General features: G+C 40.5%; 22 protein-coding genes. 8 read left to right on the forward strand and 14 right to left on the reverse strand.

All coding sequences use genetic code 11. The features are described from left to right. The first annotated feature begins 3 nt into the window (after window positions 1-3). The 4 genes from I6N96_RS17465 to I6N96_RS17480 all read left to right on the forward strand — a co-directional run bounded on the left by I6N96_RS17465 (window position 4) and on the right by I6N96_RS17480 (window position 5,516). Entirely contained in the window at window positions 4-1,431 is a 1,428-nt protein-coding gene (locus I6N96_RS17465; RefSeq protein ID WP_209558858.1) for a tagaturonate reductase, read from the forward strand. After that, window positions 1,424-2,929, forward strand: coding sequence for a UxaA family hydrolase (locus I6N96_RS17470; RefSeq protein ID WP_209558859.1), 1,506 nt, complete (start codon window positions 1,424-1,426; stop codon window positions 2,927-2,929). Before I6N96_RS17465 ends, I6N96_RS17470 begins: the two co-directional genes overlap by 8 nt. Before the next feature lie 310 nt (window positions 2,930-3,239). Continuing rightward, a complete protein-coding gene (uxaC, locus tag I6N96_RS17475; protein ID WP_209558860.1) occupies window positions 3,240-4,628 on the forward strand; it encodes a glucuronate isomerase in 1,389 nt (462 codons plus the stop codon). Between the two features lie 48 nt (window positions 4,629-4,676). Next, the gene (locus I6N96_RS17480) at window positions 4,677-5,516 is read left to right on the forward strand and encodes a sugar phosphate isomerase/epimerase family protein (protein ID WP_209558861.1); all 840 of its coding nucleotides are present in this window, start codon (window positions 4,677-4,679) and stop codon (window positions 5,514-5,516) included. A gap of 108 nt (window positions 5,517-5,624) precedes the next feature. Here the strand turns inward: I6N96_RS17480 and ntdP are convergent, their stop codons facing one another. The 5 genes from ntdP to recX all read right to left on the reverse strand — a co-directional run bounded on the left by ntdP (window position 5,625) and on the right by recX (window position 10,179). Beyond that, window positions 5,625-6,158 (reverse strand): nucleoside tri-diphosphate phosphatase, encoded by a 534-nt coding sequence (ntdP, locus tag I6N96_RS17485; protein ID WP_086349002.1) that lies wholly within the window; start codon window positions 6,156-6,158, stop codon window positions 5,625-5,627. A gap of 171 nt (window positions 6,159-6,329) precedes the next feature. Further along, entirely contained in the window at window positions 6,330-7,580 is a 1,251-nt protein-coding gene (locus I6N96_RS17490; RefSeq protein WP_209558862.1) for a DUF6179 domain-containing protein, read from the reverse strand. Beyond that, window positions 7,555-8,004 (reverse strand): DUF6323 family protein, encoded by a 450-nt coding sequence (locus I6N96_RS17495; RefSeq protein ID WP_209558863.1) that lies wholly within the window; start codon window positions 8,002-8,004, stop codon window positions 7,555-7,557. Before I6N96_RS17495 ends, I6N96_RS17490 begins: the two co-directional genes overlap by 26 nt. Window positions 8,005-8,219: 215 nt before the next feature. Next, a complete protein-coding gene (gene mutY, locus I6N96_RS17500; protein WP_209558864.1) occupies window positions 8,220-9,389 on the reverse strand; it encodes an A/G-specific adenine glycosylase in 1,170 nt (389 codons plus the stop codon). Further along, on the reverse strand, window positions 9,376-10,179 hold the full coding sequence (gene recX, locus I6N96_RS17505) for a recombination regulator RecX (RefSeq protein ID WP_209558865.1): 804 nt from the start codon (window positions 10,177-10,179) through the stop codon (window positions 9,376-9,378). Before recX ends, mutY begins: the two co-directional genes overlap by 14 nt. Window positions 10,180-10,472: 293 nt before the next feature. Between recX and rlmD the strand changes: the two genes are divergently transcribed. Further along, window positions 10,473-11,843: a 23S rRNA (uracil(1939)-C(5))-methyltransferase RlmD gene (gene rlmD / locus I6N96_RS17510; protein ID WP_209558866.1), complete on the forward strand. Its 1,371-nt coding sequence runs from the start codon at window positions 10,473-10,475 to the stop codon at window positions 11,841-11,843. 35 nt (window positions 11,844-11,878) lie between these two features. Beyond that, window positions 11,879-12,127: a hypothetical protein gene (locus tag I6N96_RS17515; protein WP_209558867.1), complete on the forward strand. Its 249-nt coding sequence runs from the start codon at window positions 11,879-11,881 to the stop codon at window positions 12,125-12,127. 135 nt (window positions 12,128-12,262) lie between these two features. Here I6N96_RS17515 and I6N96_RS17520 read toward each other — a convergent pair whose 3' ends face one another. Beyond that, entirely contained in the window at window positions 12,263-13,987 is a 1,725-nt protein-coding gene (locus tag I6N96_RS17520) for an ABC transporter substrate-binding protein (RefSeq protein WP_209558868.1), read from the reverse strand. Between the two features lie 203 nt (window positions 13,988-14,190). On the opposite strand from I6N96_RS17520, the gene I6N96_RS17525 reads away from it, so the two are divergent. Next, entirely contained in the window at window positions 14,191-15,447 is a 1,257-nt protein-coding gene (locus I6N96_RS17525; protein WP_209558869.1) for an MDR family MFS transporter, read from the forward strand. Between the two features lie 90 nt (window positions 15,448-15,537). Here the strand turns inward: I6N96_RS17525 and I6N96_RS17530 are convergent, their stop codons facing one another. Next, window positions 15,538-16,086, reverse strand: a complete 549-nt coding sequence (locus I6N96_RS17530) for an RNA 2'-phosphotransferase (RefSeq protein WP_209558870.1) — start codon at window positions 16,084-16,086, stop codon at window positions 15,538-15,540. Between the two features lie 129 nt (window positions 16,087-16,215). On the opposite strand from I6N96_RS17530, the gene I6N96_RS17535 reads away from it, so the two are divergent. After that, window positions 16,216-16,461: a GlsB/YeaQ/YmgE family stress response membrane protein gene (locus I6N96_RS17535; protein WP_209558871.1), complete on the forward strand. Its 246-nt coding sequence runs from the start codon at window positions 16,216-16,218 to the stop codon at window positions 16,459-16,461. Window positions 16,462-16,744: 283 nt separating this feature from the next. Here I6N96_RS17535 and I6N96_RS17540 read toward each other — a convergent pair whose 3' ends face one another. From I6N96_RS17540 to I6N96_RS17570, 7 genes are all read right to left on the reverse strand, one after another. Then, window positions 16,745-17,206, reverse strand: coding sequence for an arginine repressor (locus tag I6N96_RS17540; protein WP_209558872.1), 462 nt, complete (start codon window positions 17,204-17,206; stop codon window positions 16,745-16,747). Between the two features lie 305 nt (window positions 17,207-17,511). Then, window positions 17,512-18,966, reverse strand: a complete 1,455-nt coding sequence (locus tag I6N96_RS17545) for a YfcC family protein (protein ID WP_209558902.1) — start codon at window positions 18,964-18,966, stop codon at window positions 17,512-17,514. Between the two features lie 196 nt (window positions 18,967-19,162). After that, window positions 19,163-19,858 carry a Crp/Fnr family transcriptional regulator gene (locus I6N96_RS17550; RefSeq protein WP_209558873.1) on the reverse strand — a complete coding sequence of 232 codons (696 nt, stop codon included), beginning with the start codon at window positions 19,856-19,858 and terminating at the stop codon, window positions 19,163-19,165. Window positions 19,859-19,905: 47 nt separating this feature from the next. After that, entirely contained in the window at window positions 19,906-20,844 is a 939-nt protein-coding gene (arcC, locus tag I6N96_RS17555; RefSeq protein WP_209558874.1) for a carbamate kinase, read from the reverse strand. 21 nt (window positions 20,845-20,865) lie between these two features. After that, window positions 20,866-21,885: an ornithine carbamoyltransferase gene (gene argF / locus I6N96_RS17560; protein ID WP_209558875.1), complete on the reverse strand. Its 1,020-nt coding sequence runs from the start codon at window positions 21,883-21,885 to the stop codon at window positions 20,866-20,868. A gap of 21 nt (window positions 21,886-21,906) precedes the next feature. Beyond that, a complete protein-coding gene (gene arcA / locus I6N96_RS17565) occupies window positions 21,907-23,133 on the reverse strand; it encodes an arginine deiminase (RefSeq protein WP_209558876.1) in 1,227 nt (408 codons plus the stop codon). A gap of 634 nt (window positions 23,134-23,767) precedes the next feature. After that, window positions 23,768-24,079 (reverse strand): antibiotic biosynthesis monooxygenase family protein, encoded by a 312-nt coding sequence (locus tag I6N96_RS17570; RefSeq protein ID WP_209558877.1) that lies wholly within the window; start codon window positions 24,077-24,079, stop codon window positions 23,768-23,770. Between the last annotated feature and the right edge of the window lie 204 nt (window positions 24,080-24,283).

Raw genomic sequence — 24,283 nt, forward strand, 5'->3', positions numbered from 1 at the left:
CCAATGAAAAGACTATCAAAAAAATTAATCGAAACAACAAAGGAACAGCCAATCAAAATCATTCAATTTGGAGAAGGAAATTTCATGAGAGGCTTTGTGGACTGGCAGGTTCAAGAAATGAACAAGCAGCAGCTGTTCAAGGGGAATGTGGCTGTTGTCCAGCCCATCGATCAAGGGCTCGGTGATATGCTGAAGGAGCAAGACTATCTCTATACCGTTATTCTGGAAGGATTACTGAATAAGGAAATCATCAACACCTCAGAAGTGATTTCTGTGATCGACACCGTCATCAATCCATATAGAGATTGGAACAACTATCTAGCTTTGGCCGAAAACGATACAATCGAATTCATTGTTTCCAATACGACAGAAGCTGGGATTCAATACAACCCACAGGACCAACTATCAGATATGCCTCAGCAAAGCTACCCTGGGAAACTGACTGCTCTATTGTACAAACGTTTTGAGTTAGGAAAAAAGGGCTTTACCATCATCCCTTGTGAGCTGATCGATCGTAATGGAGAGAAATTGAAGGAAATTGTTCTGACCTATGCCCAAGATTGGAAACTAGGTAATGATTTTAAACAATGGATCGAAAATGAAAATACTTTTTGTTGTAGTCTGGTTGATCGAATCGTTCCAGGATATCCAAGAGATTCAGCTGCTGAGTTAAATGAAAAACATGGTTACGAGGATCAGCTGATGGTCAAAGCAGAGCCTTTCATGCTATGGGTCATTGAAGGTCCGCAAGCTTTGAAAGAGACACTACCATTAGAAAAAGCCGGTCTGAATGTTATTGTCACAGACGACATGACACCTTATCGTCAGAGAAAAGTCCATTTACTAAATGGTCCTCACACAACGATGGTGCCTTTAGCTTTACTGGCTGACGTTGAAACAGTTGAGGACGTTATGAAGGATCAGGATTTCAGATACTTTGTTGATCATCTGTTTGCGGATGAGCTGATTCCAATGCTTAGTCTTCCGGAAAACGAACTGGCAGATTATGCGGAACAGATCAAGGAACGATTTTTGAATCCCTTTGTTCATCATATGCTGACTTCTATTGCTTTGAACAGTGTCTCAAAATATAAGGCTCGTCTACTCCCTGTACTCTTGGATTATCAACAGAGGAGATCTGAACTGCCGCCTTATATGACAGCTGCACTGGCAGCCTTGATTCTTTCTTATCGTGGAGAAAAAATCAAACCGCAAGATGATGAGGCTGTTCTTGCGATTTTTGCTGATGCTTGGCAGACACCGGAAACCGCAGTCGAAGTCATTCTTTCAAAAGAATCCCTGTGGGGACAGGATCTCACTACTATAAAAGAGCTGCCCAATCAAGTACAACACTATATTGAACAACTGGAAACGATTGGCTCCAGAAAACTGATCCAGAAATTAAACAAAGGAGAGAAAGTTTATGCCTGAATTATTGACGAAATCACCATTAATGAAGCTCAACCCAAATGACACAGTTGCTGTCGCTCTTCGACCAATTGAACAAGGCGAACGGCTGACGCTAGGCGAGCAGAAAGTTACTGCTAATCATGATATTCCACAAGGACATAAAATTGCCTTGAACGATATGCCTGAAGGCCATGATGTTATCAAATACGGCTATCCCATCGGGCACACGATAAGTGATGTTTTTGTTGGAGACTGGCTGCATACCCACAATGTCAAAACCAATCTGTCTGGGGAATTGGATTATTCTTATCAGCCAAATCTACAGCAGGTGCATTATCCTAAAACCGATTTGACCTTCAAAGGCTACAAACGAGCAAGCGGAAAAGTCGGCATACGTAATGATCTGTTCATTATCCCTACAGTTGGCTGTGTAAATGGTATGGCTGAGCTAATGCTGAAGGAGTTCAAAACCAATCATCCAGATCTCGGACCCTTTGACAATATCACGATTTTAAAGCATCCCTATGGCTGTTCTCAGCTGGGAACGGATCATCAAAATACACGTGATGTACTGATTGATGCCGTCAACCATCCTAATGCAGGGGGCGTGCTGGTATTCGGATTAGGCTGTGAGAATAACACCATTCCGGAATTCAAAGAGAAGCTGGGCGATTATGATGAGAATCGAGTGAAATTCCTAGTTGCTCAAGAAGTCTATGATGAAGTTGAAAAGGGTGTGGAGCTTATGGAAGAGCTCTATCTGGCAGCAAAAAATGACTTTCGAGAGGACGTTCCCCTTTCAGAATTGAATGTAGGACTGAAATGCGGCGGCTCTGATGGCTTTTCAGGAATCACAGCTAATCCTCTGCTGGGCGCCTTCTCTGATTTCTTAATTGCCCAAGGCGGCAGCACGATCCTAACAGAAGTACCGGAAATGTTTGGCGCAGAACAAATGCTGATGGCTCGTGCAGAAAATAAAGAAGTGTTTGACGATATTGTTCATCTAATCAACGATTTCAAACAATATTTTCTATCCTATGGCGAACCAGTTTATGAAAATCCATCTCCCGGAAATAAAGCCGGCGGAATCACGACACTTGAGGACAAATCGCTAGGCTGTACACAAAAAGCCGGAACAGCGCCTGTTATTGATGTCTTGAAGTATGGAGAAAAGCTTTCTAAAAAGGGATTAAGTCTTTTACAGGCTCCCGGAAATGATCTGGTGGCGGCCTCTGCACTTGCTTCCTCCGACTGCCATATGGTCTTATTTACAACTGGTCGCGGTACTCCCTTTGGCGCCTATGTGCCAACAGTCAAGGTTGCAACCAACAATACGATTTTCGAGCGAAAAGGACACTGGATGGATTTCAATGCCGGCTCTTTGCTTGAACAACCAATGGAAGATGTTTTGCAAGATTTTATTACGAAGCTCATTGCTGTTGCCAGCGGTGAACAGACAAGAAATGAAGAAAATGATGTACGTGAAGTGGCGATCTTCAAAAACGGTGTTACCCTTTAAAAATTATTTTGTGTTCAGACATGAAAAGTCCTTTTATGTCTGAACACTGATTCTTACAGGAACCAATCAGGAGCATGCCATTGTACGCTTTTGTGATTCATCTCACTTAAAGAAAACACTAAGCAAATGACAATATCGCGTAATTATTTTTGACTACTGCTCTGTGGATCGCACCACCATCCCCCTATAAATCCTATGAAAAATCCATTGCACGATAAGTGACCTGTGCTCAATAGATACAACAAAGGAATTAGAAGCCATTGGCATTACTTTCATAAAGTCTATATTAAAGAAAGAAGGACGAATTTATATGTTTTTATCTGACGATTTTTTATTGTCCACTGAATGGGCAAAGAAGCTTTATCATGATCATGCGGTAGATATGCCGATCATTGACTACCACTGCCACTTAGAACCAAAAGAGATTTACGAGAACCAAAGATTTGAAAATATCACCGCTGCCTGGCTTTACGGGGATCATTATAAATGGCGTCTGATGAGGGCTTGCGGTGTTCCTGAATCCCATATTACCGGCGACGCTTCCGATTATGACAAATTTGCAGTCTGGTGTGAAACCGTACCAAAACTTATTGGTAATCCCCTTTATACATGGACACATTTAGAATTGAAACGTTTCTTTGGCATCGATCTATTGGTCAACAAAGAAAATACAGAAAAAATTTGGCAGCTGGCAAATGAAAAATTGGCGGAGGATCGCTTCAAACGTAGAGAAATCATCAGTGATTCTAATGTGAAAGTTGTCTGTACAACAGACGACCCTGCTGACGATTTGAGCTATCATAAGCTGTTGTCGCAAGAAGAGACTCGTTTCAAAGTATTACCCTCCTTCCGTCCTGACAAAGCATTGAATATCGATCAAGTTGGATTTTCAGCTTGGATCACTCGGTTGGCAGAGGCCTGTGAACAGCCAGTTACTACCTATGAAGAACTGATTGCTGCACTTGGTAGTCGTGTTGACTACTTCCATAAGCTAGGCGGACGACTCTCTGACCATGCACTGGACATTCTTCGCTATGCAGAAGCAGACGATGACAAATTAGAAGCAATTTTCCAAAAGGGTTTGCTGGGAGAAACACTGACTGAGCAAGAGATTTCCGCCTATCGTACAGAAACACTGATTCGTTTGATTCGTTTTTACCATAGCTACAACTGGACGATGCAGCTGCATATTCATGCTTATCGTAACTGTAATCAAGCGATGCTGAAACAGCTAGGTCCTGACACAGGCTATGATGGTATCAATGATCTTTCATTGACAATCCCATTGCAAAAATTACTTGATCGTGCCGAGGAAACGAACCAGCTGCCGAAAACAATCCTATATTCTCTAAATCCAAATGATTATCCGGCACTGGTTGCATTGCTTGGCTGCTTCCAAAAAGAGATTGCCGGAAAGCTTCAGTTAGGCTCCGGCTGGTGGTTCAACGATACACGTGCCGGTATGCGCCAGCAACTAACCCAATTAGCAGACGGCAGTGTTCTGCATAATTTTGTTGGTATGCTGACTGATTCACGCAGCTTCCTTTCCTATACGCGTCATGAATATTTCCGTCGTGTACTCTGTGAATTTATCGGTGAGATCGTTGAACGCGGTGAAGCACCGGCAGATGAAATCATTTTAGGCGAATTGGTTGAAGCTGTCAGCTTTAAAAATGCGGAAAACTACTTCGGCTTTTAAGTTGAATGTACTGCTTTTGATCCATTACTAAAGAAAAGAGGCTGACTAATGATCCCTTTGAATCTGGGTATTCGAGCCCATGATCTTACCGCCAAAACACGTGAAGAGCTTGGAGAAAAAATCATAAACTACGGCTTTTCCCACATTCAGTTTGCTGTGAAAAAATCATTTCCTGCACTGGCTCCTGACCTGACTAGCATCTCCAGTGGAACGGCAAGCTATATCGGTGACTATCTTCAAAACCTTGGAATAAAAATTTCTATTCTCGGCTGCTATGTCAATCTCGCCAGCCCTGATCCTTCGATCAGAGAAAAGGAACTCAACATTTTTAAGCATCATATCACGTTAGCAAAAGATTACCACGCCGCACTGGTGGGAAGCGAGACAGGCAGCGTCGGCAATGGATATACCACAAAGAACTATACAGAGGAGGCCTATGTCCTCGCACGTGAATCAGTCATTGAGCTGGTTTCATTTGCTGAAAAATTTGGCGTAACGGTTGGTATTGAAGCTGGAATCAATCATCCATTGCATACCTCTGCATTAGCACGTCGTCTAGTGGATGAAGTCCAATCACCCAATCTAAAAATTATCATGGATTGTGCCAATTTGATATCCGTTGATAACCACCAAAAGCAAGAGGAGGTCGTCTTTCATGCCCTCAATGATTTGCGTGATGACATCAGCTGCTTCCATCTCAAGGATTTTGTGATTGAAAATAATCAAGTGAAAATCGTCCCTGTTGGTACAGGCTGGATGAAATATGACCAGATCCTCAGTTTCTTGAAACACGATAAACCATTGATGTTTGCCAGCCTTGAAGCTACGACCGAGCCCTATGTTCAAGCGGCAGTTGAAAAGCTGGCTGATGTTTATCAAAGAAGCTGATTAGACAATGGTTGTCTATATCAACTGCATAAACGTATGACAACATAATAAAACCCCTTGTGCAAAATGCACAGGGGGTTTTATAGTCAATCAGATCTTTTACATCGACTACTTCTTAGCCAACTGCTGGTAACGTTGATACCAGATATCAATATAAGCCTCAGAAAACGGACCGCGTTCATTATTAATCCAATCTACGAGAATTTTCACGTTCTCCTTCAAAATAAAATCAATATCATTTGGATAATTCATGATCTTGCTGTGAAATTCATATTCATCCACATCAAGCAGCCGTTTTTCGCCATCAGGAAAAACCTTGATATCCAAATCATAATCAATATACTTCAAAGCTTCGTCATCTAAAAGAAACGGTGAAGCCAGATTGCAATAATAAGAAACCCCCTTTTCTCTGATCATTGCTATTACGTTGAACCAGTATTTTTTGTGAAAATAAACAATAGCCGGCTCTCGAGTGACCCAGCGGCGTCCATCAGACTCTGTCACCAGTGTATGATCGTTCACGCCAATAAGTGAATACTCGCTTGTCTTTAATACCATGGTATCTCGCCAAGTTCGATGTAAATGACCGTCATGCTTATAACTCTGAATGGTTACAAACTCTCCTTCTTTAGGAATCTTCATAGTACCCCTACTTTCCCGTGAGGTTGTGACAAGAGTTATTTTGGGAACACCATTTATTCAAATTTTTGGGTTGCCAAATGACTTATATCACAGTCCCAGGTGCTCATTACATCGATATCCTCTTAATTATAGCACAATTTTTCCTTTTGCATACAGGTGAGTTCCTTATTCTCAATGAAAATCCAACGCAGGCAGATCGATCATTCCCAAACAATGGTTCAGCTCCGCCTTCATGTCATCATCAAGCTTGCATAAATACCTTTGTAGCTGTTGCTTCCAAGCTTCTTCAAGCGTTTCATCAATAAACGAAGTTATCTGGCTCGTTGCCTCTCGTTCGTCCCGCATCGCCAGCTTGATGAAAACTGTTAGCATTTCAACTCCCAGCATGTTGAATAACAGCATGTACTCCTCTGTGTTCAATAGTCCCAACTCAAAAAAATCCAGATAATCATAGATGGATAAAAAATTCTTCAGCAATAACTCGATTCGTTCTTCTCCCTCTATCTGTTCAGCTCGAAGAGCTATCGTAGAAAATTCTGCTGTAGTCATCCCTTCATTCAATAAGAAAAGCGAGCGAGATGGCTGTTCAAAGATAAACAGAGTATGCTTTCTCTCCACATGATCATCTTCCCTCATTTTTTCCATAAACAATTCAAAGGTCTTCTGGTAATACGCATTCCCTTGAAGTCCCAAATATTCGAGAATCTGATGAAACCGTTCATTCAGCTGTGATTCATCCTGATGTGCAGTCATCGTCAATAAATGCTCGAAATTTTCTTCTGTCATAAGTAATGATGAACGCCGTCGTTTTCCGGCGAATGAACACCCGACAGCTTGAAAGAATACGCGATCATAAACATTGTTGATATCTGCGGAATAATCCATCTGCAGCTGCTGTCCGTAAGCCTCAAACAATTCTAATAGCACGTTTTTATGAAAAGCATTACAAAAAAGGTTCTCCCATAAAAGACTGCTCAGGTACGACCAGACAAAATCGATGCCTTTGAATTTCTGATCATCTACGGGAAAAGCCAACTGATAATCGATCCACAAAGCACCAGTCTGATGAGCAGCATAATCGATATCATAGCTTTCAAAAAATGCAGCAATATCTATTAGCAAATTCTGATAGGAATCGATAGGTAGTTGAATGTTTGTCTGAAGAATTTGCTTATACAGTTCTTCGGAGGCCCTGATTTTTTTTCGTATCTTCCTTTTTCCTTCTTCAAAGCTTTCAAAAATAGATGAAAACTCTTTCTCGCTCCCTCTTTTGGAAAAGTCCAGTACATACAGCAATGATTGTAATAAGCCTTCAACCTCATCAACAGGCATCGTCGTTGTTCCACTCATTTTTTCCAGCATCAGCTTTTTCAACAGCAACAGAATATCTTGCTGCTCAAAGTGTGTCGTCAGTTCCCTCATTCAAAAAACCTCCCTCCATGTTTTCTTTGATTATCAACTCTTCAAGAACTCCATGTATATGGAAGATTGAGCCTTCACAGCTTTCAAAGACAGCCCACAGTCTTTCCAGTAACGCGTCATCAGAATAAGAAAAAGGCAGATTACTTCGCAGAAAATAGAACCCTTCCTGCAGATCGATCAGGTTTTGAAAGTAGTTTTCCTTCGTTGTAAGGGTAGACTGATCCAGTTGAGTGACAAGATACTCCTGTGTTTTGGAGGACAGATCCACCAGATGACTTGCTTTCAACGCCTCTACTTTTTTTAAAGACAGCTCCTGAAGCTGAACTTCTGACAAGTGCAGCTCCTGATGTGTGATCAACTGGTTCAGCTCTTTTGTATCTTTGGGTGAATGTTCATTAAATAACGAAACAATATCGTCGCTCATACTTCATCCTCCTTCATGGTTAATACTTAATACCACAGATTGGCAGAAATGAACAGACTATTATTTCAATTGATTTTGTAGTAATATAGAAACAGAAAGAAGAGAAAAAAATCCAGTTTTCATGGAAATTTTCCTCTTCTTTTTTATGGTTCAAGCTATTCACTTTTGTCAGTTGTATAATTAAAATAACAAAATTACAGTTCGGTTCAAACCACTTATTGCTGTCCCTTCTCAAACAGCGCCACCATCTTTTGCTGAGGCTTTGGAAATACCAAGTCAGCAAAGCGGTCGGCTGACACCCATCTCTGATTTTCTTTCAGAGTCATCAAGCTAGTACTCCGACCATAAAAGACTAAAATATGCCATTTCAAATGACTGAATATATGCGTCACTTCACCAAGGTTCCGTTTCTGCCAAACAACATGCTCATAGCTTTCTAAAGGTCCTGCACCATCCTCAGCAACCAGCAACTCCTGCTCTTGGTCTAAGGACAATGATAATTGCTGTTCCTCTCCCGACCACTCTGCTTTCAATTGTTCGAATTCCTTTTTATTGACCTCTTGAATGGGAAACAGCCACATGTTTGCCAATAAACCGCTCTCTCCACGTTGATCAAGCAAGAATTCCTTCTGATTGTCTTCAATGATTGTTCCAATATAGTAAACATCCTTCGGCTTCTGCTTTTTCGTTTTTACAGGATAGCTGATCATCGTTCCCTGCTCATAACTACTGCAATACGCACTGATTGGACAGACCTCACACTTTGGAGAAGTTGGTGTACAGACAGCAGAGCCCAAATCCATCATTGCTTGATTGAAATCCCCGGGGCGTTCTTTATCAATGATTGCTCGCATTGCTTCATCAAAGACTTTTCGGCTGGAGGCTTTAGCTATATCATCGGCGATTTCGAATAAGCGGCTGACCACTCGCATCACATTTCCATCGATTGCTGGTTCCGGAAGCTCGAAAGCAATACTCCCAATAGCTCCCGCAGTATATGGCCCAATCCCCTTCAGTTCTCTGATTTCTTCAATTGTCTCAGGCATCTGTCCACCGAAATCAGCCACGATCTGCTGAGCAGCCACCTTTAGATTTCTCGCTCTGGAATAGTAACCAAGCCCTTCCCAAGCCTTCAGCAGCTTTTCATCTGGTGCTTCTGCTAAATCCTGGATTGTCGGAAACCAATCCATGAATCGATAATAATAATCAATTACTGTGTCCACTCGAGTTTGCTGCAGCATGATTTCAGATATCCAGATTCTATAGGGGTCTTGATTTACCCGCCAAGGAAGATTCCGCTTCTCCTTTTCATACCAAGCAATGAATGTTGCCTGAAACGTCTGAGTTCTCTCAGGCGTCCATGATTCCCATTTATTCTTCGTCATCTTCTAATTCCTTTTCACTGATAAATTGAGAGATAAGATCGTAATCAAATCCTTTTTGATACAAAGACTGCCTAATTTTTAATTTACGCTTCCCTGCATCCAGATTTTGATGCCTTGCCCACAGTCTATCACCTTGCTTTTTTAGCTGCTCCAATTCCTGGTCTTCATCCTTTTCAAAGGCCAACTCAGCCATCGCCTGATCGGCAATGTCTTTTGAGAAACCTCTCTGGATAAGATACATTTTTGTCTTTTGTGTCGCATCCTTGAAGCTCTTATCTCGGTAACGCCGCATTCCCTTTTCAGCTGCCTTTGATGCAATCGCCAATTGCTCTTCCGATGTATATAGTGCCAGCCCTTGTTGAACAGCTTCTTCCTCGATCCCTTTTTGCTTCAGCTGCTGTCCGATTTGAACAGGTCCTTTATCTGATGTTTTCATCATTGTGCGGACGTAGCTTTCACTATATAAATAATCGTCAAGCAGCTGCAGCTCCTGAAGCTGCTTGATAATTTTCTCTTGATCCTGCTTTTCGATTTCCTTTTCTTTAAGATAAACCCGAATTTCTTTTTTTGTTCGAAGCTGATAGCTAAGATAATTCAACGCCATCTGCAATCCAACGTCATAAGAACCGGCCTTTTTGATTTCTGCAATCAGCTGTTCTGAAACTTCCTGACCCTTCAATAATCGGTATTTTACTAAAATATCTTCTGAAACACGCAGCTTCTCTCCGGAAGACAGCCAGATAAGATAGAACTGCATTTTTTCTCTTGTTATTTTTACGATCGTTTCCATCTCTTTCCGCCTTTCTTAAATCAGAACATACATTCTACTATATCACATATTATGAAGGAGCCAAACCCAAAAATCTATGATAAAATGAAGGAAGTCGTGACATTGACTTATTTTTTAGAAAGAACAGTGAATTTGTAAATGTTCTAAAACAGTTTATTTGCGCCACTCTGGCTGACAAAACTGATTTTTGTTCTTACAGCCTTTTTAGCAAAGAAACTACAAGAACTGATTCAATGTAAAGATACGTAAAATCAAGTGTTTTAAATAAAAAAATCTTTTAAAAGGACGGTCTCATGAATACTCAACAAGTAAAACCCGGACAAATCATTCCTTTAAAAATAAAACGTTTAGGTATCAATGGTGAAGGTTTGGGCTATTACAAGCGAACAATCGTGTTTGTTCAAAATGCTCTTCCCAATGAACAAGTCTCTGTAAAAATCACTAAGGTAAATCCTAAATTTATGGAAGCTCAGCTCTTGAAAATCACGAAACCTTCTCCTGACAGGATCACACCACCTTGTCCTGTCTATGAAACCTGCGGCGGCTGTCAGCTGCAGCATTTGAGCTATCCTGCTCAGCTAGTTTACAAAAAGGACCTGTTGAAGCAAGCATTGACAAAATTCAAGCCGGCAAACCATCAAAATTATGAGCTTAGAAAAACGATCGGTATGGCTGACCCTTGGCATTATCGCAACAAAGCACAGTTTCAATTGCGGCAGAATCAAGACAAGGTCGAAGCGGGTCTTTATCAACCGGATTCCCATACGCTGGTTCCTATCGACGATTGTTTAGTACAAGATAAGACAGTTACAAAGGTCACGAACATACTGGTTGAGCTATTGAATAAATATCAGCTGCCGATTTATGACGAACGGAAAAACAGCGGGATCTTCCGAACATTAATGGTTCGTATCGGTGTCCAAACAAATGAAGTACAAGTTGTGTTTATTACCCAATCTCAAAAATTCCCGCAAAAACAGGCAATCCTTAAGGACATTGAACAGCTGCTTCCTGAGGTTGTTTCTGTTATGCAGAACGTTCAAAATAAGAAAACCTCTCTAGTCATGGGAGATCAAACTCTTCATCTTTCCGGAAAAGAAAGCATCGAAGAAAAGATCAGTGAAATCACCTTTGATTTATCACCAAGAGCTTTCTTCCAACTAAACCCTGAACAGACAGAGCGTCTATATGAGGAAGCTCGAAAAGCATTGAATTTGAAACAGAATGAATCTGTTGTTGATGCCTATTGTGGTGTGGGAACGATTGGTCTTAGTCTGGCAAGACAAGCAAAAGAAGTTCGTGGAATGGATACGATACCCGCAGCAATCGAGGATGCACGTCGGAATGCGGCTGCTTTAGGGGTGACGAATACCCGCTATGAAGTCGGAACAGCAGAAGAATTGCTGCCGAAATGGCTGGATGAGGGTTTCCGTCCAGACGGGATCATTGTCGATCCTCCACGAACAGGTTTAGATGGAAAATTACTTCAAGCAATCTTAAAGCATCCACCTAAAAAAATGGTTTACATTTCCTGTAATGTATCTACCTTGGCAAGAGATCTCGTACAGCTGGCAAAAACCTTCAATATCAACTATCTGCAATCTGTCGATATGTTTCCGCAAACCGCTCGCTGCGAGGTCGTTGTCAAACTGACAAGAAAATAAAAAGACAGAGTTACTAAAAAAAGGGGTTGGTTTTAATGGGAATATTTATCTTGCTTTTCATCATTGCTTTTCTGGTTATTTTAGGAGGCATCCTAATTGTTGGTTTAACTGGCATCATTACGTTTATTCTAAGTCTATTCTCTATTGGTGCACTCGCTACAGTTAAGAGGAAAAAGAAATTTGGAAATGGTTGGTATGCTATTCCATTGATTCCTTTAGTTATCAGTATCATCATGGTAATACCATTGATAGGAATGCTGATCTTCTACTTCTTGATTGTTTAAAACAAGATAAAACGAGAAAATTGAATACTCAATTTTCTCGTTTTTTGTTTGGCAGATTCCATTGAACTCTGAAATCATCAGTATTTTTTGACATGTTCCCCACCTCTATAAAATAAGCGGCTTGCAGGAAATCAGCTATTCAGCCCATGCTGTCCGCAAGTTCAAATAGCTGAATGAGTCTCCGCCCTGATGCTCGATCGTGGAATGTACCAGCTCTCGTTTTATAGGATGAGAAACATAAACTAAATAATGATTCTCTGTCAGCCATTGATCGATTTCCTCATACTTCTGCTGTCTTCGATCATAATCTTCATTGAATTTCATTTTTTCAACCTTATGATTCAGTATTGTAAGGATCTCATTGGAAAAGAAACGTTGACAAAGCAAATTCGGATTACAGCAAAAATCTAAGAACGCCAACTCCCTATCTGTTGCTGCAGGGATATCACCCATCATCATCATGTCCGTTTGCGCCTCAAACTCTTTTGTATAAAAGGAATCCTCTATGGACAGCTCTTTTATTTCCAGCATGATACCAAATTCTGCTGCTCTGTCTTTTAACCACTGTACTTTCAATCTCGCCTCAAGAGAATTGAACGTTCCAAGTATGAGCGTTTCTCCCTTGTAGCCAGCTTTTTTGAGTAGCGCATCTACTTTACTTACTGCCTTCGTTTCAAAATAAGATTTTTCCGGATAAAACCTTGATGCCGGCGTTCCAATTTCCAGCTCGGCGGCCATTTGTATGCTATCCAATAAATGATAAAGTGCTTCACGGAATTCAGGCTTCTGCACCACTGACAAACGCTGAAAATTAAATATCAGAAAATCTACACCCACATCTTTTTGACGTCGCTCCACATACTCATCCGCTTCAGATACGTTAGCCTGTGTTGAAACCGTAACAGGTAATTCCCGACTTTCAATCACCCAAAATTCGATACGATCCATCAGCGGGCGTTCACCATAATATTCTTCAAATACTTCAAGGACAATCTTTCGATCTGAAAACTCCTTGATTCGAAACGGTCCGGTCGACACCCATTTCCGTTCTTCAAAAACGATATCATGCGGTAGAATTGCCAAGTTTCCAGTTGATACATAGTGACCAAAAAAAGGCTCTCCCTTACTTAATCTGATCGTAACAGTAAATTTATCCGGGCAATTGATCTCAAGGATATTTTGCAGCTGCCACGCCACTACCGATTTAGCATCTTTTCCTCGCAGTAAGGTGTGACGAACATCTTCACTGGTCAATGTCCGACCATGATGAAATCGAACGCCCTTCCTCAAAAAGAACGTCCAGCTGCAATAATCCTTCGAAGCACTCCAGTGATGAGCGAGTCCCGACTTCAGTTGATGACTTCTCTCATCATAAATCAGCAAACTATCCCCAAACTGACGGATCAAAAAGGCTTCTCGAGAAACCGCTGTTTTCAAAGGATCGAGAGATGTAATCGGTCTACGCAAAACATAACGCAGAATGTCCTGATCATCAGAGCTTTGCTGCACGCCAAATAATCCCTGAATCTCCTTGAACACCTCCTCAAACCATTCCTTAGGAATTTCCAACTGGAGCAGCTCCATAACATCTGTCAGAGAGTTATCCTGAAGTGCCTTTTCAACAATCAACTGAACCTCCGTTTGGAAATCCTCTTGAAAAATCAATGTTGAATAATTTCCTCTACCTCTTCCCGGAATGTAAATGAGTCGACCACATTCCTGATATTGCTTCAAACGTCGCTTGCATTGTTTTATAGTACATAGCCAAAGCTCCTCCAACTCCGTTAGTCTAAACGAGACCTGTCGATTCTCTTCCTTTTTCAAAAAGTGCGCCCGTAATTGATAATAGACAAAATCCATTTCTTCAACTCCTTATAAAAGGGGACATAAAAAATTTTTTTAATCCCTTTTTAATTTTCAAAGCCTCTTTTATAATCATAACAAACCTACAATGAAGTGCAATATTTTTTCTATGACAATTTCAAACGAAAAAGGCTTACTCATACTCACATTATCCGAGCTGATCAAAGCCTCTTTTATAAACAAAGATAGGAAGTGACTCCATGTTCAAGACACTGCACCCAAATATTCGAGCAAGAATCCTTATTCAATTTCTCAGTAAAGTCGTTGGTTCCATGATTTTTCCTTTTATGGCAGTCTATTTTACAAATGAGCTGAATAGTGGAATTGCCGGTATTCTAGTCACAGTAAATGTCATTATCCAGTTTATTGCCGGAATTTACGGCGGGCATTTGACGGATTTATTCGGGCGACGCCAACTGATGATTGCAGGAGAAGCTCTAAAATCAGTTGCCTATCTAGGCATGCTTTTGGCAAATTCTCCTATGCTTCATTCGGTCTGGCTGACATTTTTGATGATGCTGGTCGTCAGCGTTGCTCAAGGAATGATCAACCCTGCAGCAGATGCTATGCTGATCGATGTCAGCACGGTGGAAAATCGAGCTTTTATGTATTCTATCAGCTACTGGGTAAATAACTTATCGGTCCTGATCGGCGTAATGGTCGGCGGCTGGTTCTTTCAATCCCATCTCTTCCTGCTGCTTATTGCTCTGTTTCTGCTTTCTCTATTAACCACTGCTCTTACTGTTCGTCTGCTCTCTGAAACTCTGGCCAAGCAAAAAAGAACTGTTGGAAATGTAGGAATCACAGCAGTTTTCAAAAGCTATCAAAAAGTCATGCATGATCATCGTTTCCTGTTATTTACTTTGGGAGGGATTGCTCTTATGACCGTCGAATACCAGCGAAATAATTTTGTTTCTGTACGGTTGGCGGAAGAGCTGAAGCACCTGACAGTCAATCTTGGGGCTCTTGGTGAACTCAGTCTTGATGGAGTCAGAATCTTGAGTCTGCTTACTGCGGTCAATACCAGCATGATCATTTTATTTACCGGACCAATTGCCAAGTGGGTTACCGGACAAGCACAGCGACGAATCATGTATATCGGATTTCTTTTATTCAGTACGGGGTATGCAGTTACTGCCTTTTCGAATCAGTTGCTTGTCCTTTTTACAGCAACCGTCATCTTCTCCTTTGGGGAGCTGCTTTACGTACCTACTAGACAGACGATTCTTGCAGAAATCATTGATGAATCCAGCCGCGGCTCGTATGTCGCCTTTAACGGCATCATTTTTCAGCTTGGGAAAATACTCGCTTCCCTTTCTCTGATGATTTCTCCCGCTATCGGAAAATACGGAATGGCTGCCTTAATAGTCACTATGGGCATTTTGGCTATTCTTCTGACGAATACCTCATTGACGCTAAAAAAGGCGCCTTCCGCCGAAAAGCTAACTGATCTCTAAACAAAATAAACCACCGGAATCCTATTAAACATCAAGATTTCGGCGGTTTTCATGTGATTTACGTTCTATTACCTAAACAACATCTGGCCCCTACTCTTCAATTATCAAATAATGAGGTGCAATCGCCTGACTCAGCCAGATTCCCTCCAGCTCCTGATAGAATTCAACGCCGGATTGTGATGCTTCCAGAGCCCTCACTTTGAAGATTATCGGAGAAGTATCTCTTCGTTCTCCAACCATGATGGCCGTCTCCTTATCTTGTGATAGGTGGACATATTGCCGCTCTTTAGGTATCAGTCCATCAGTCAAAATTCTCTCAACAAACCTATGCGCCGTTCCATGATAAAGGTATTTCGGTGGTGTCACAGCCTGTTTGACTACTTTCTTTTCGATACTATGGCCATAAACTGCTCGGATTCTTTGTTGGGTGATTTCCCAGCGAGTTTTATCACTTCGTTCAAGTAAAGAATGCACCAGCTCTATCGTAAGACCTAACTCAGCTTTACGGTTCATCTTTTCAATAAATTCTGCTAAATCTGTATAGCCTTCATCATCCAACAGCAGCTCAAATTCCTCTGGCTTATGTCTCAATGCGTAGGAAATCGTCTTGCTGATTCGTTGTTCTTCCTTTGTAAGCATGTTTCCAGCCTCCTTTTTTCCCTAATTATAACGATAAGTCTCGCTTTTAGATAGGTCTTCCGCCCGATTTTCCTCAAAATGGTTTGTGTTATTATAAAGGAAGAAACGAACGTTAAGGAGGAATTTTATATGAGTTGGTTATGGACATTGATTGTTGGCGCAGTGATTGGTTCAATTGCCGGTTCAGTTACTGATAGAGACAAACCACAGGGCTGTCTATTTAATATCATTGCAGGGCTGATCGGTTCATCCGTTGGACAAGCGCTATTTGGCTACTGGGGACCAAAACTTGCTGGAATGGCTATTGTTCCATCCATTTTAGGCGCAGCTATTGTTGTTATTGTTGTTTCATTCTTTTTCGGAAGAAGGAATTGATTCAGCAATCCGATTTTTCAGAAAAAGAAGGGAGTGGGACAATAATCTGTTGCCACTCTTTTCCATACTCTAAATCCGAATAAACGGCGAGTCAGAAGTAGCTCCTACGACAATAAGCCGGAATTCAACAAAAATTTGTGAAACAATTTTCGTGAATTCCGGCTTATTGCTTGTAGCTAAACACTTCTGTCTCAGCCTCTTCTTATATAAAAAACCTTATACACGGTGTACCAGTAACAGTCTTTGCTCAAATCATTCTTTTCAGCTCAGCTGTCTATTCTGTTCACTCATCAAGGTACATGTTCAATTTAGCAATGAACTCATCTGCATTTTTTTCTGAACGCGTCACGATGATCAAGGTATCATAGCCTGCAACAGTAGCAACAACTTCAGAAAATTTTCTTTCATCCATATAGTTTGCGATCACATCCGCACCATTTGGAAGAGTATGAATGATTACAATAAAGTTGACCCTTTCGATCGACTGAGTGTAATCGTTCATACTTTTTCTGATTCTCTGCTCTAAGCCGGAATCATTTTTGTCTACTGCCAATAATGTAAATTTCTTTCTGCCTTCTTTCGTGTAGGATTTCACAATATTCAGCTCTCGCATATCTCTTGAAATCGTTGCCTGTGTGAAGCTGAATCCTTCACGTTTGAGACAGTCTAATAATTCATCCTGTGTTTCGATTTCATTTTCGACAATGATCCTCTTGATGATGTCATGCCGATCACTTTTTTTCATATCAAACTTCACCTGCTTCACCTTAATAATTGAAACGGATACAGCACTCCCTGAGACGATCGATCAATTTGTTTTTCACTAAAAAATCAATCCATTGTATATCGATCATCCGAAGCTGCTTTATCTTAAAAGCGGAAGACTCGCAGAAAAATAAGATGAAAGGTCGTTTGTTTCCACGAGCTCCGCTCCGTTATGACTTTTGAGATAAAAGACAGTTTTTATTTTTACTTACTTCCCTGAGACATAATATAAGTCTCGATTTTACGCACGATTCATATGAATAAGCAATCCTTCAAAACGATTTTTTAGAGAAGCAGCATTGCTGCTATAAGGATCGCCAAGTTACTGAGCCCTATGACGACTAGCGGCTTCGCCATAAATTTCGTCCAAGTGGAATAATTGATTTTGGACATTTCCAAACCACCCATGATAACACCTGAGGTTGGCGTGATGAGGTTGACCAGTCCACAGCCGGCTGTAAATATCATGACCATCACGTTCGGATTCAAGCCGATGTTATTTGCCAATGCCCCCATAACAGGGATTGACACATACGCCAAGCCTGAGGTAGAAGGAATCAGGAAGGATAGGAACAGGTACAATGCATATGCTCCAATTACGAATAGAACCGGTGATAGTCCTTGAAGCAGTCCTGCTGATTTATCCAAGATGAACAGATCCAGACTTGTAACTTGCATAAGTACAGAAGCACCACGTGCTACAACAATGATCAGTACAACGGATAGAATATCCTTTACACCATCAATGAAGGTATCGATAATTTCTTTTTCTGAGAAGCCTTGAATCAGTGAAATAATCAAGCTGACCAGGAAGAACCACATAGCCAGATCACCAAAGTACCAATCGCCAAAGCTTTCTCCGGTCAGAAATGACGTCCAACCGTCAAATATGTTGATTCCAAATGATCCCCATGGAATAAGAGAAATAACCATGATTGCAAATGAGAAAGCGAAGACGCTTAGAATCGCTTTATGTTTCCCTGTGAATTCCATTTCCTGAGCCCCAATTTTTTCAAAGGACTCCTCCATATCTTTTTGTTCCTGCAAAGAAAGAATCGTTGATCCTTTATCTGCTTTTACTTTTTTTGCATACCCCATCACACAGAATATACAATAGGCTGTTGTTACTAGCCATAGTACAAAGCCAATGGCCAAAATCACACCAGTATTCGGTGTAACACCTACGCTTCTAAGAGCATCCATCGCTACTCCTGTCGCAAAGGGGTTGACTGTTGAGCCGATAACTCCCGCTCCGGCTCCCAGCATGACCGTTCCTACTGAGACGATCGTATCAAAGCCCGAGGCGACCATCGTCACAGCGAGCAGAGAATAAAACGGTATCGTTTCCTCTGCCATCCCGTACGTTGATCCGCCAATGGAAAACAAGATCATCAATATAGGAATCAGAACTAATTCATTCCCCTTCAGCTTCCTTACAATATGCTGGATACCTGCCTCCAATGCGCCTGTCCGATTCACGATATTCAAAAAGCCGCCTAGAATCAGAATAAACACACAAATATCAATAGCATCTCGAAAACCATTAAAGGGAGCCATGACTAAATCTGAAATTTTAGCTCCAACTACCTGACTGACTTCCTCTGTCCCTCCTGCCGGAATTGTAGGCGTAAACGATTGCCCGGAAAATATCCAAGAAACAATTGTCAGTACAATGAGGATGATAAACAGAATACTGAATGATGAGATCGATTTTCTTTCTTTTTTACTTTTTTTAGTCACCATAGTCTGCTACGATATAAACGAGCCCCATAGAAAGGCACTTTTCGCTCTTCACTATTCAAGTAGAGCTCCTTCATATTTCTCCTTTCCTTAGTAATCAGTTATATGAATCCATTGCATGAAAAATAGCTATTTCTCTCTGTGTAAACAATAGCAACCCTTCTACAGATTGATTATCCAATTGTATTCATATAGCTCATTTACCTAATTTAAAGTAATCAATATCAATAAAAACCAGTTCTTTGTATTTATAAGTTATTTTTTTATTCTTGATCAGTTCTTTGATTGTCTGGCCAACTGTTTCCCGTGTCGTCCCACTATACTTTGAAATATCATTGATGAGGATGGGATGGGGGATGACAATTTTATCATCCTCCCGTTCACCCAAATCCTCCATCAAAATAGATAAGGTATTTTTGACTCGCTGTTTGGCTTTAGAAGTAATACAATACTGAATTCTTCGCATCTGTTTTTTTACAAGACGGTTCAAATCTGTATTGAATATTTTTAGTTGCTCCAGATCCAGTTGAACGATTCGTTCAAAAATACCGGAGGAAATATAACAGACTTCAATGTCTGTGATGGCAACCGCAGAAAAATAGTATTTTTCAGATTCAAACATATCTAATAGCGGAAACGACTGCTTTTCACTAATAAACTCTAAGAAATTGTACGATGCAGTATCATCCAATCGTTCGATACGAATCAGACCTTTATTCAAGAAAAATATTCTGTCCCGCTTATCCCCAGTATCAAAGAGAACCTGTCCCTTTTTGTAGGAACGGCAATACATGTTCTCCTCTAAAAGCTCACGATTTTCCACATCCAAATTGGAAAAATAAGGATGTTCGTTTATTATTGATAACTTAGAAGTTTTAGCATTTTTTTCCATATGAATCACTCCAAATACTATTTTTCCCCCTTCGCCTATTGATTCAATCAATAGACGATTTCTGTTCCAACACTCTCCTTATTAATATTCCCCAACATCTCTAATGACGTAATAACCGCCTTACACTCCGGTCTGGCCTTCACGTATTGAACAGCCGCCTCGACCTTCGGCAACATACTGCCTGGTGCAAAATGCCCCTCTTCCATATACTGTTCTGCTTCAGAAACAGTCATTTTATCCAACCATTTTTCGTTTTCTTTTCCAAAATTCAGCGCAATTTGATCCACACCGGTCAAGATAATGAATAGATCAGCGTCAATCATTTCTGCCAGCTTTTCAGAAGCAAAATCCTTATCGATCACAGCTTCTACTCCTCTAGATGACTGCCTTTCGATTGGAATTCCACCGCCACCGGCACAAATTGTGATGATGTCATTATTTATCAACGTATTTATGCTATACTGCTCTTGGATAGCTATTGGCTTCGGACTTGGAACGACTTTTCTCCAGCCTCGGCCGGCATCCTCTTTATAAACAGCTCCGGTTTCTTTTTCCAAGACTTGAGCTTGTTCATGCGTAAGGAATGGACCAATTGGCTTGCTGGGATTTTTGAACGCTTCGTCTTCTTTATCAACAATCACCTGCGTTACGATCGTTGCTACTTCTTTTTCTAAGTTGGCGTTTTTCAGTTCTCTTTCCAATGCATTCTGCAGCCAAAACCCAATGCTCCCTTGTGTCATTGCGACACAGGTATCCAAAGGCATTGCGGGATTTTTTTCCGAGTCAGACGCCTGTTGCTGCAACAACAGATTACCGACTTGCGGTCCATTCCCGTGTGAAATGATCAGCTGGACTTCCGGGCTGATCAACTTGACCAAATGCTTGGAGGTCATTTCCAGTGCTTCCTGCTGTGCTTGTGCGCTTGCATCATTGGACAGGATCGCATTGCCTCCTAAAGCAACGACTATTTTTTTCTTTTGAGTCAATCTAGTTGCTCCTCTCTGCTTCTATGCTTTTGGAATGAATAGATTTCCTAAAGTAGCTGCCATGATTGCCTTGATCGAATGCATCCGATTTTCAGCTTCTTCAAATTGTCTGCCGTATTTACTGCGGAATACTTCATCCGTGATTTCCATTTCATCGATACCGAATTTTTCTTTGATCATTTTTCCATAGTCCGTTTTTGTATCATGGAAAGCTGGTAAGCAATGAAGTACAATCAAATCGCCTGCATCATTTCCTGTAGCTTTTACCATATCCATGTTGATTTGATAGTCCTTCAGCAAGTTTACACGTTCCTCAAACTTGTCTTCTTCACCCATTGATACCCAAACATCTGTATACAACACGTTCGCGTCCTTCACACCTTTGGCAACATCATCTGTGATCATCAGCTTACTTCCAGATTCTGAAGCAAATTTATTTGCATAATCAACAACTGATTGTTCCGGATGAAGCTCTTTCGGTGCACAGATTCGTACGTTTACACCTAGAATTGCTCCGGTAACTAGTAAGCTGTTCGCCATATTGTTACGGCCATCACCGACATAAACAAGTGTGATATCTTTCAAAGTATTAAAGTTTTCTTTGATTGTCATGAAGTCAGCGATCATTTGTGTTGGGTGCCATTCATCCGTCAAACCATTCCAGACAGGAACACCTGAGTATTTAGCCAAGTCTTCTACGACTTCCTGACTGAATCCGCGGAATTCGATTCCATCAAACATACTGCCTAATACTTTCGCTGTATCCTCAACAGATTCTTTTTTTCCCAATTGAATATCGTTTGCTCCAAGAAACTCCGGATGTGCGCCTAAGTCGACAGATGCTGTTGTAAATGCAGCACGTGTACGTGTTGAAGTTTTTTCAAACAATAGTGCAATGTTTTTTCCTTCAAGATATCTATGAGGGATGTTCCGCTTTTTCAAATCTTTTAAATGAATAGAAAAATCAATCAAATATTCCAGCTCTTCTTTTGTAAAATCCTTTTCTGCTAGTAAGCTACGTCCTTGAAAAATTGATGTCATTATTTTTTCCTCCTAATTTTTTTAGATATTTTCTCTGACAAACGGCATGCTCATACAACGAGGGCCGCCACGACCACGTACCAGTTCACTTCCTGGAATATAGTTCAGCTTGACGCCGGCTTCTTCCATCTTCTTATTCGTGATCACATTTCGGTCATATACAATCACTTCGCCCGGTGCAATCGTCAATGTATTCGATCCGTCATTCCATTGCTCTCTTGCAGCAGCGGTAATATCATCTCCACCACAACGAATCAGCATAACCGATGGAATATTCAGATAGCGGCATAGAATGTGTTCCAAGCTGTCTTTTTCTTCTAAGATTTTGATTTCGCCATTTTCTTTTGAAATAGAATAAACAGTCAAATCTGCTTCAATTTCCGGATGAATCGTAAATTTATCGTAATCCACCATTGTAAATACAGTGTCCAAATGCATGAACTTTCTTTCCTCGCCGATATCAAACGCTAAAACATGCTCGAAGCTCAGCTCGCTTTCAAAAATATTCCGTGCCAGCTTTTCAATGGAAGCAACATCTGTCCGTTGAGAAATTCCTACTGCCAGTACTTTATCGGATAATACCAGTTCATCTCCACCTTCGATTCTTGTACTGTCGTCACGATTGTAAAGAAGATTGATTGGATTATCTCTGAACATTGGATGATACTTGAAAATATATTTGCCATAGAGTGTTTCCCGACGACGTGTTTCTGAATACATCTTATTCAACGAAACGCTATTTCCGATTGTCGCAAATGGATCTCTGGTGAAGTAAAGGTTCGGCATTGGATCAATAAAGAATGGGTAATTGTCATCTACTAAATCAGTCAGTGATTTTGCACTGCCATTCAACGACAACGCATTCTTCTTAAGTCCCGCCATCGACTGATCGATCAGTTCACGATTTGAATCAAGTGATAAGAAATACGCTCTGATTTCCTCCTTGATTCCTGTACCGCTGATATTCGCTTCATCCAAATACTCAGTCAGAAACTGTTCTTTGATCTCCTGTGATGTCAACGATTCTGCTGCTAAGTCCTCCAGATATAGAACTTCAACACCATTTGATCGAAGTGTATCCGCAAAAATGTCATGCTCCTTTCTAGCTTGCTCTAAAAATGGAATGTCGTCAAAAAGTAAGCGCTCCAAATGATCCGGCATTAAATTTTCTAATTCTTTTCCTGGTCTATGAAGCATGACTTGCTTCAATCTCCCAATTTCTGAAAAAACGTTGATAGCTTTTTCCATAAGTTATTTCCTCCCTCTATTCTTTCTTACAACTCAATGCTAACAAACTGAAAGCGCTTCCGCATCGTGTTTTTACCTTTGCAAATGTCGAAATTTTCTCATTATACAAAAAGAATGCATATATGCATTCTTTTGGAAAAATTTTCAGTCTGGTCTTTTGAAAATTAATATAAATCCACAAAAAAGAAAAATAAGAATTTTCTAATGTTTCTCCCCTCCTAAGCATGTACAATTAGTCAGCAATATCCGTCCACAATCTAAAGAAATCAAAATAAATAACATGTAAAAATATATATAACCTTTAAAAATAGTCTGAATGATAGATAAAACAACAAAACAAAAGGTCATGTATATTATAAAAACTGCTGATATCCAGCTGTTTTATCAAGAAGCACAAGAAAATATTGAATTTTCTTACTTTTTAAACTTCCATATTTTTTTGTTGCACATGCATATTCTACCCCCTCTTTTATTTTTTTAGGTATGCATGGCATGCTTCGGGATAAAATCAGCATCTAATTTTCCTGAAAGTCCAATATGCCAGCACCTTGGGATATTGAACACAAAAAGACACATTTGCCAAATTGCTCAAAAAGCGAATCAGTAAATGTGTACTTTTTATTCTTCTCTTATCTTACGGTAAAACAATATAACTCTTCTGACTCTTTTCTAAAACGAGACTTGGCTTACTCGCATCCTTGTTCTTATGAGCCTCTCTATGCTGCTGTAAATGCTCAGGACGTTTCAACCACTCCTGAAAATCCTTTTTGGTCTGCCACTTGGAAACCAGCGTAAATTCACAGCTATCCTTTGCTTCTGCATACCAGCACTCACTTGAAAGACACGCCTCTCGCTCCAGCATTGAAGCAACATCCTTCTTGGTCTTATTCTCAAAATGCTCTTTGCCTTCTTTTCTTACAATAAAAGTAACTGATTGAACGATCACAGCATTCATCCTTTCGTTAATTTAATCTTTTTAATTGATAATGATTATCACTTTCAATTATACTATATTCTTCTGTCGTTCGTAAGGGATTTACTTATGTATTTATAAGCATACTTATTTTTTCTTCTATCATTCAGCGAATAAATTCCTTCTCAGTTAAAGAAACAGCACCACTCTATCCAATAAAATAAAAGTTTTAGCACC

The sequence above is a fragment of the Enterococcus larvae genome (assembly GCF_017830045.1).
Classification (GTDB): Bacteria; Bacillota; Bacilli; order Lactobacillales; family Enterococcaceae; genus Enterococcus_L; species Enterococcus_L larvae.

Excerpts from the sequence above, each read along its gene's own strand:
- I6N96_RS17480 (WP_209558861.1), top strand. The coding sequence starts at position 4,677 with ATGATCCCTTTGAATCTGGGTATTCGAGCCCATGATCTTACCGCCAAA.
- I6N96_RS17490 (WP_209558862.1), bottom strand. The coding sequence starts at position 7,580 with ATGAGGGAACTGACGACACACTTTGAGCAGCAAGATATTCTGTTGCTG.
- argF (WP_209558875.1), bottom strand. The coding sequence starts at position 21,885 with ATGACATCAATTTTTCAAGGACGTAGCTTACTAGCAGAAAAGGATTTT.
- ntdP (WP_086349002.1), bottom strand. The coding sequence starts at position 6,158 with ATGAAGATTCCTAAAGAAGGAGAGTTTGTAACCATTCAGAGTTATAAG.
- I6N96_RS17515 (WP_209558867.1), top strand. The coding sequence starts at position 11,879 with ATGGGAATATTTATCTTGCTTTTCATCATTGCTTTTCTGGTTATTTTA.
- I6N96_RS17470 (WP_209558859.1), top strand. The coding sequence starts at position 1,424 with ATGCCTGAATTATTGACGAAATCACCATTAATGAAGCTCAACCCAAAT.
- I6N96_RS17550 (WP_209558873.1), bottom strand. The coding sequence starts at position 19,858 with ATGGAAAAAAATGCTAAAACTTCTAAGTTATCAATAATAAACGAACAT.
- I6N96_RS17525 (WP_209558869.1), top strand. The coding sequence starts at position 14,191 with ATGTTCAAGACACTGCACCCAAATATTCGAGCAAGAATCCTTATTCAA.
- recX (WP_209558865.1), bottom strand. The coding sequence starts at position 10,179 with ATGGAAACGATCGTAAAAATAACAAGAGAAAAAATGCAGTTCTATCTT.
- I6N96_RS17465 (WP_209558858.1), top strand. The coding sequence starts at position 4 with ATGAAAAGACTATCAAAAAAATTAATCGAAACAACAAAGGAACAGCCA.
- arcA (WP_209558876.1), bottom strand. The coding sequence starts at position 23,133 with ATGGAAAAAGCTATCAACGTTTTTTCAGAAATTGGGAGATTGAAGCAA.
- I6N96_RS17535 (WP_209558871.1), top strand. The coding sequence starts at position 16,216 with ATGAGTTGGTTATGGACATTGATTGTTGGCGCAGTGATTGGTTCAATT.
- rlmD (WP_209558866.1), top strand. The coding sequence starts at position 10,473 with ATGAATACTCAACAAGTAAAACCCGGACAAATCATTCCTTTAAAAATA.
- uxaC (WP_209558860.1), top strand. The coding sequence starts at position 3,240 with ATGTTTTTATCTGACGATTTTTTATTGTCCACTGAATGGGCAAAGAAG.
- I6N96_RS17520 (WP_209558868.1), bottom strand. The coding sequence starts at position 13,987 with ATGGATTTTGTCTATTATCAATTACGGGCGCACTTTTTGAAAAAGGAA.
- mutY (WP_209558864.1), bottom strand. The coding sequence starts at position 9,389 with ATGACGAAGAATAAATGGGAATCATGGACGCCTGAGAGAACTCAGACG.
- I6N96_RS17530 (WP_209558870.1), bottom strand. The coding sequence starts at position 16,086 with ATGCTTACAAAGGAAGAACAACGAATCAGCAAGACGATTTCCTACGCA.
- I6N96_RS17495 (WP_209558863.1), bottom strand. The coding sequence starts at position 8,004 with ATGAGCGACGATATTGTTTCGTTATTTAATGAACATTCACCCAAAGAT.
- I6N96_RS17540 (WP_209558872.1), bottom strand. The coding sequence starts at position 17,206 with ATGAAAAAAAGTGATCGGCATGACATCATCAAGAGGATCATTGTCGAA.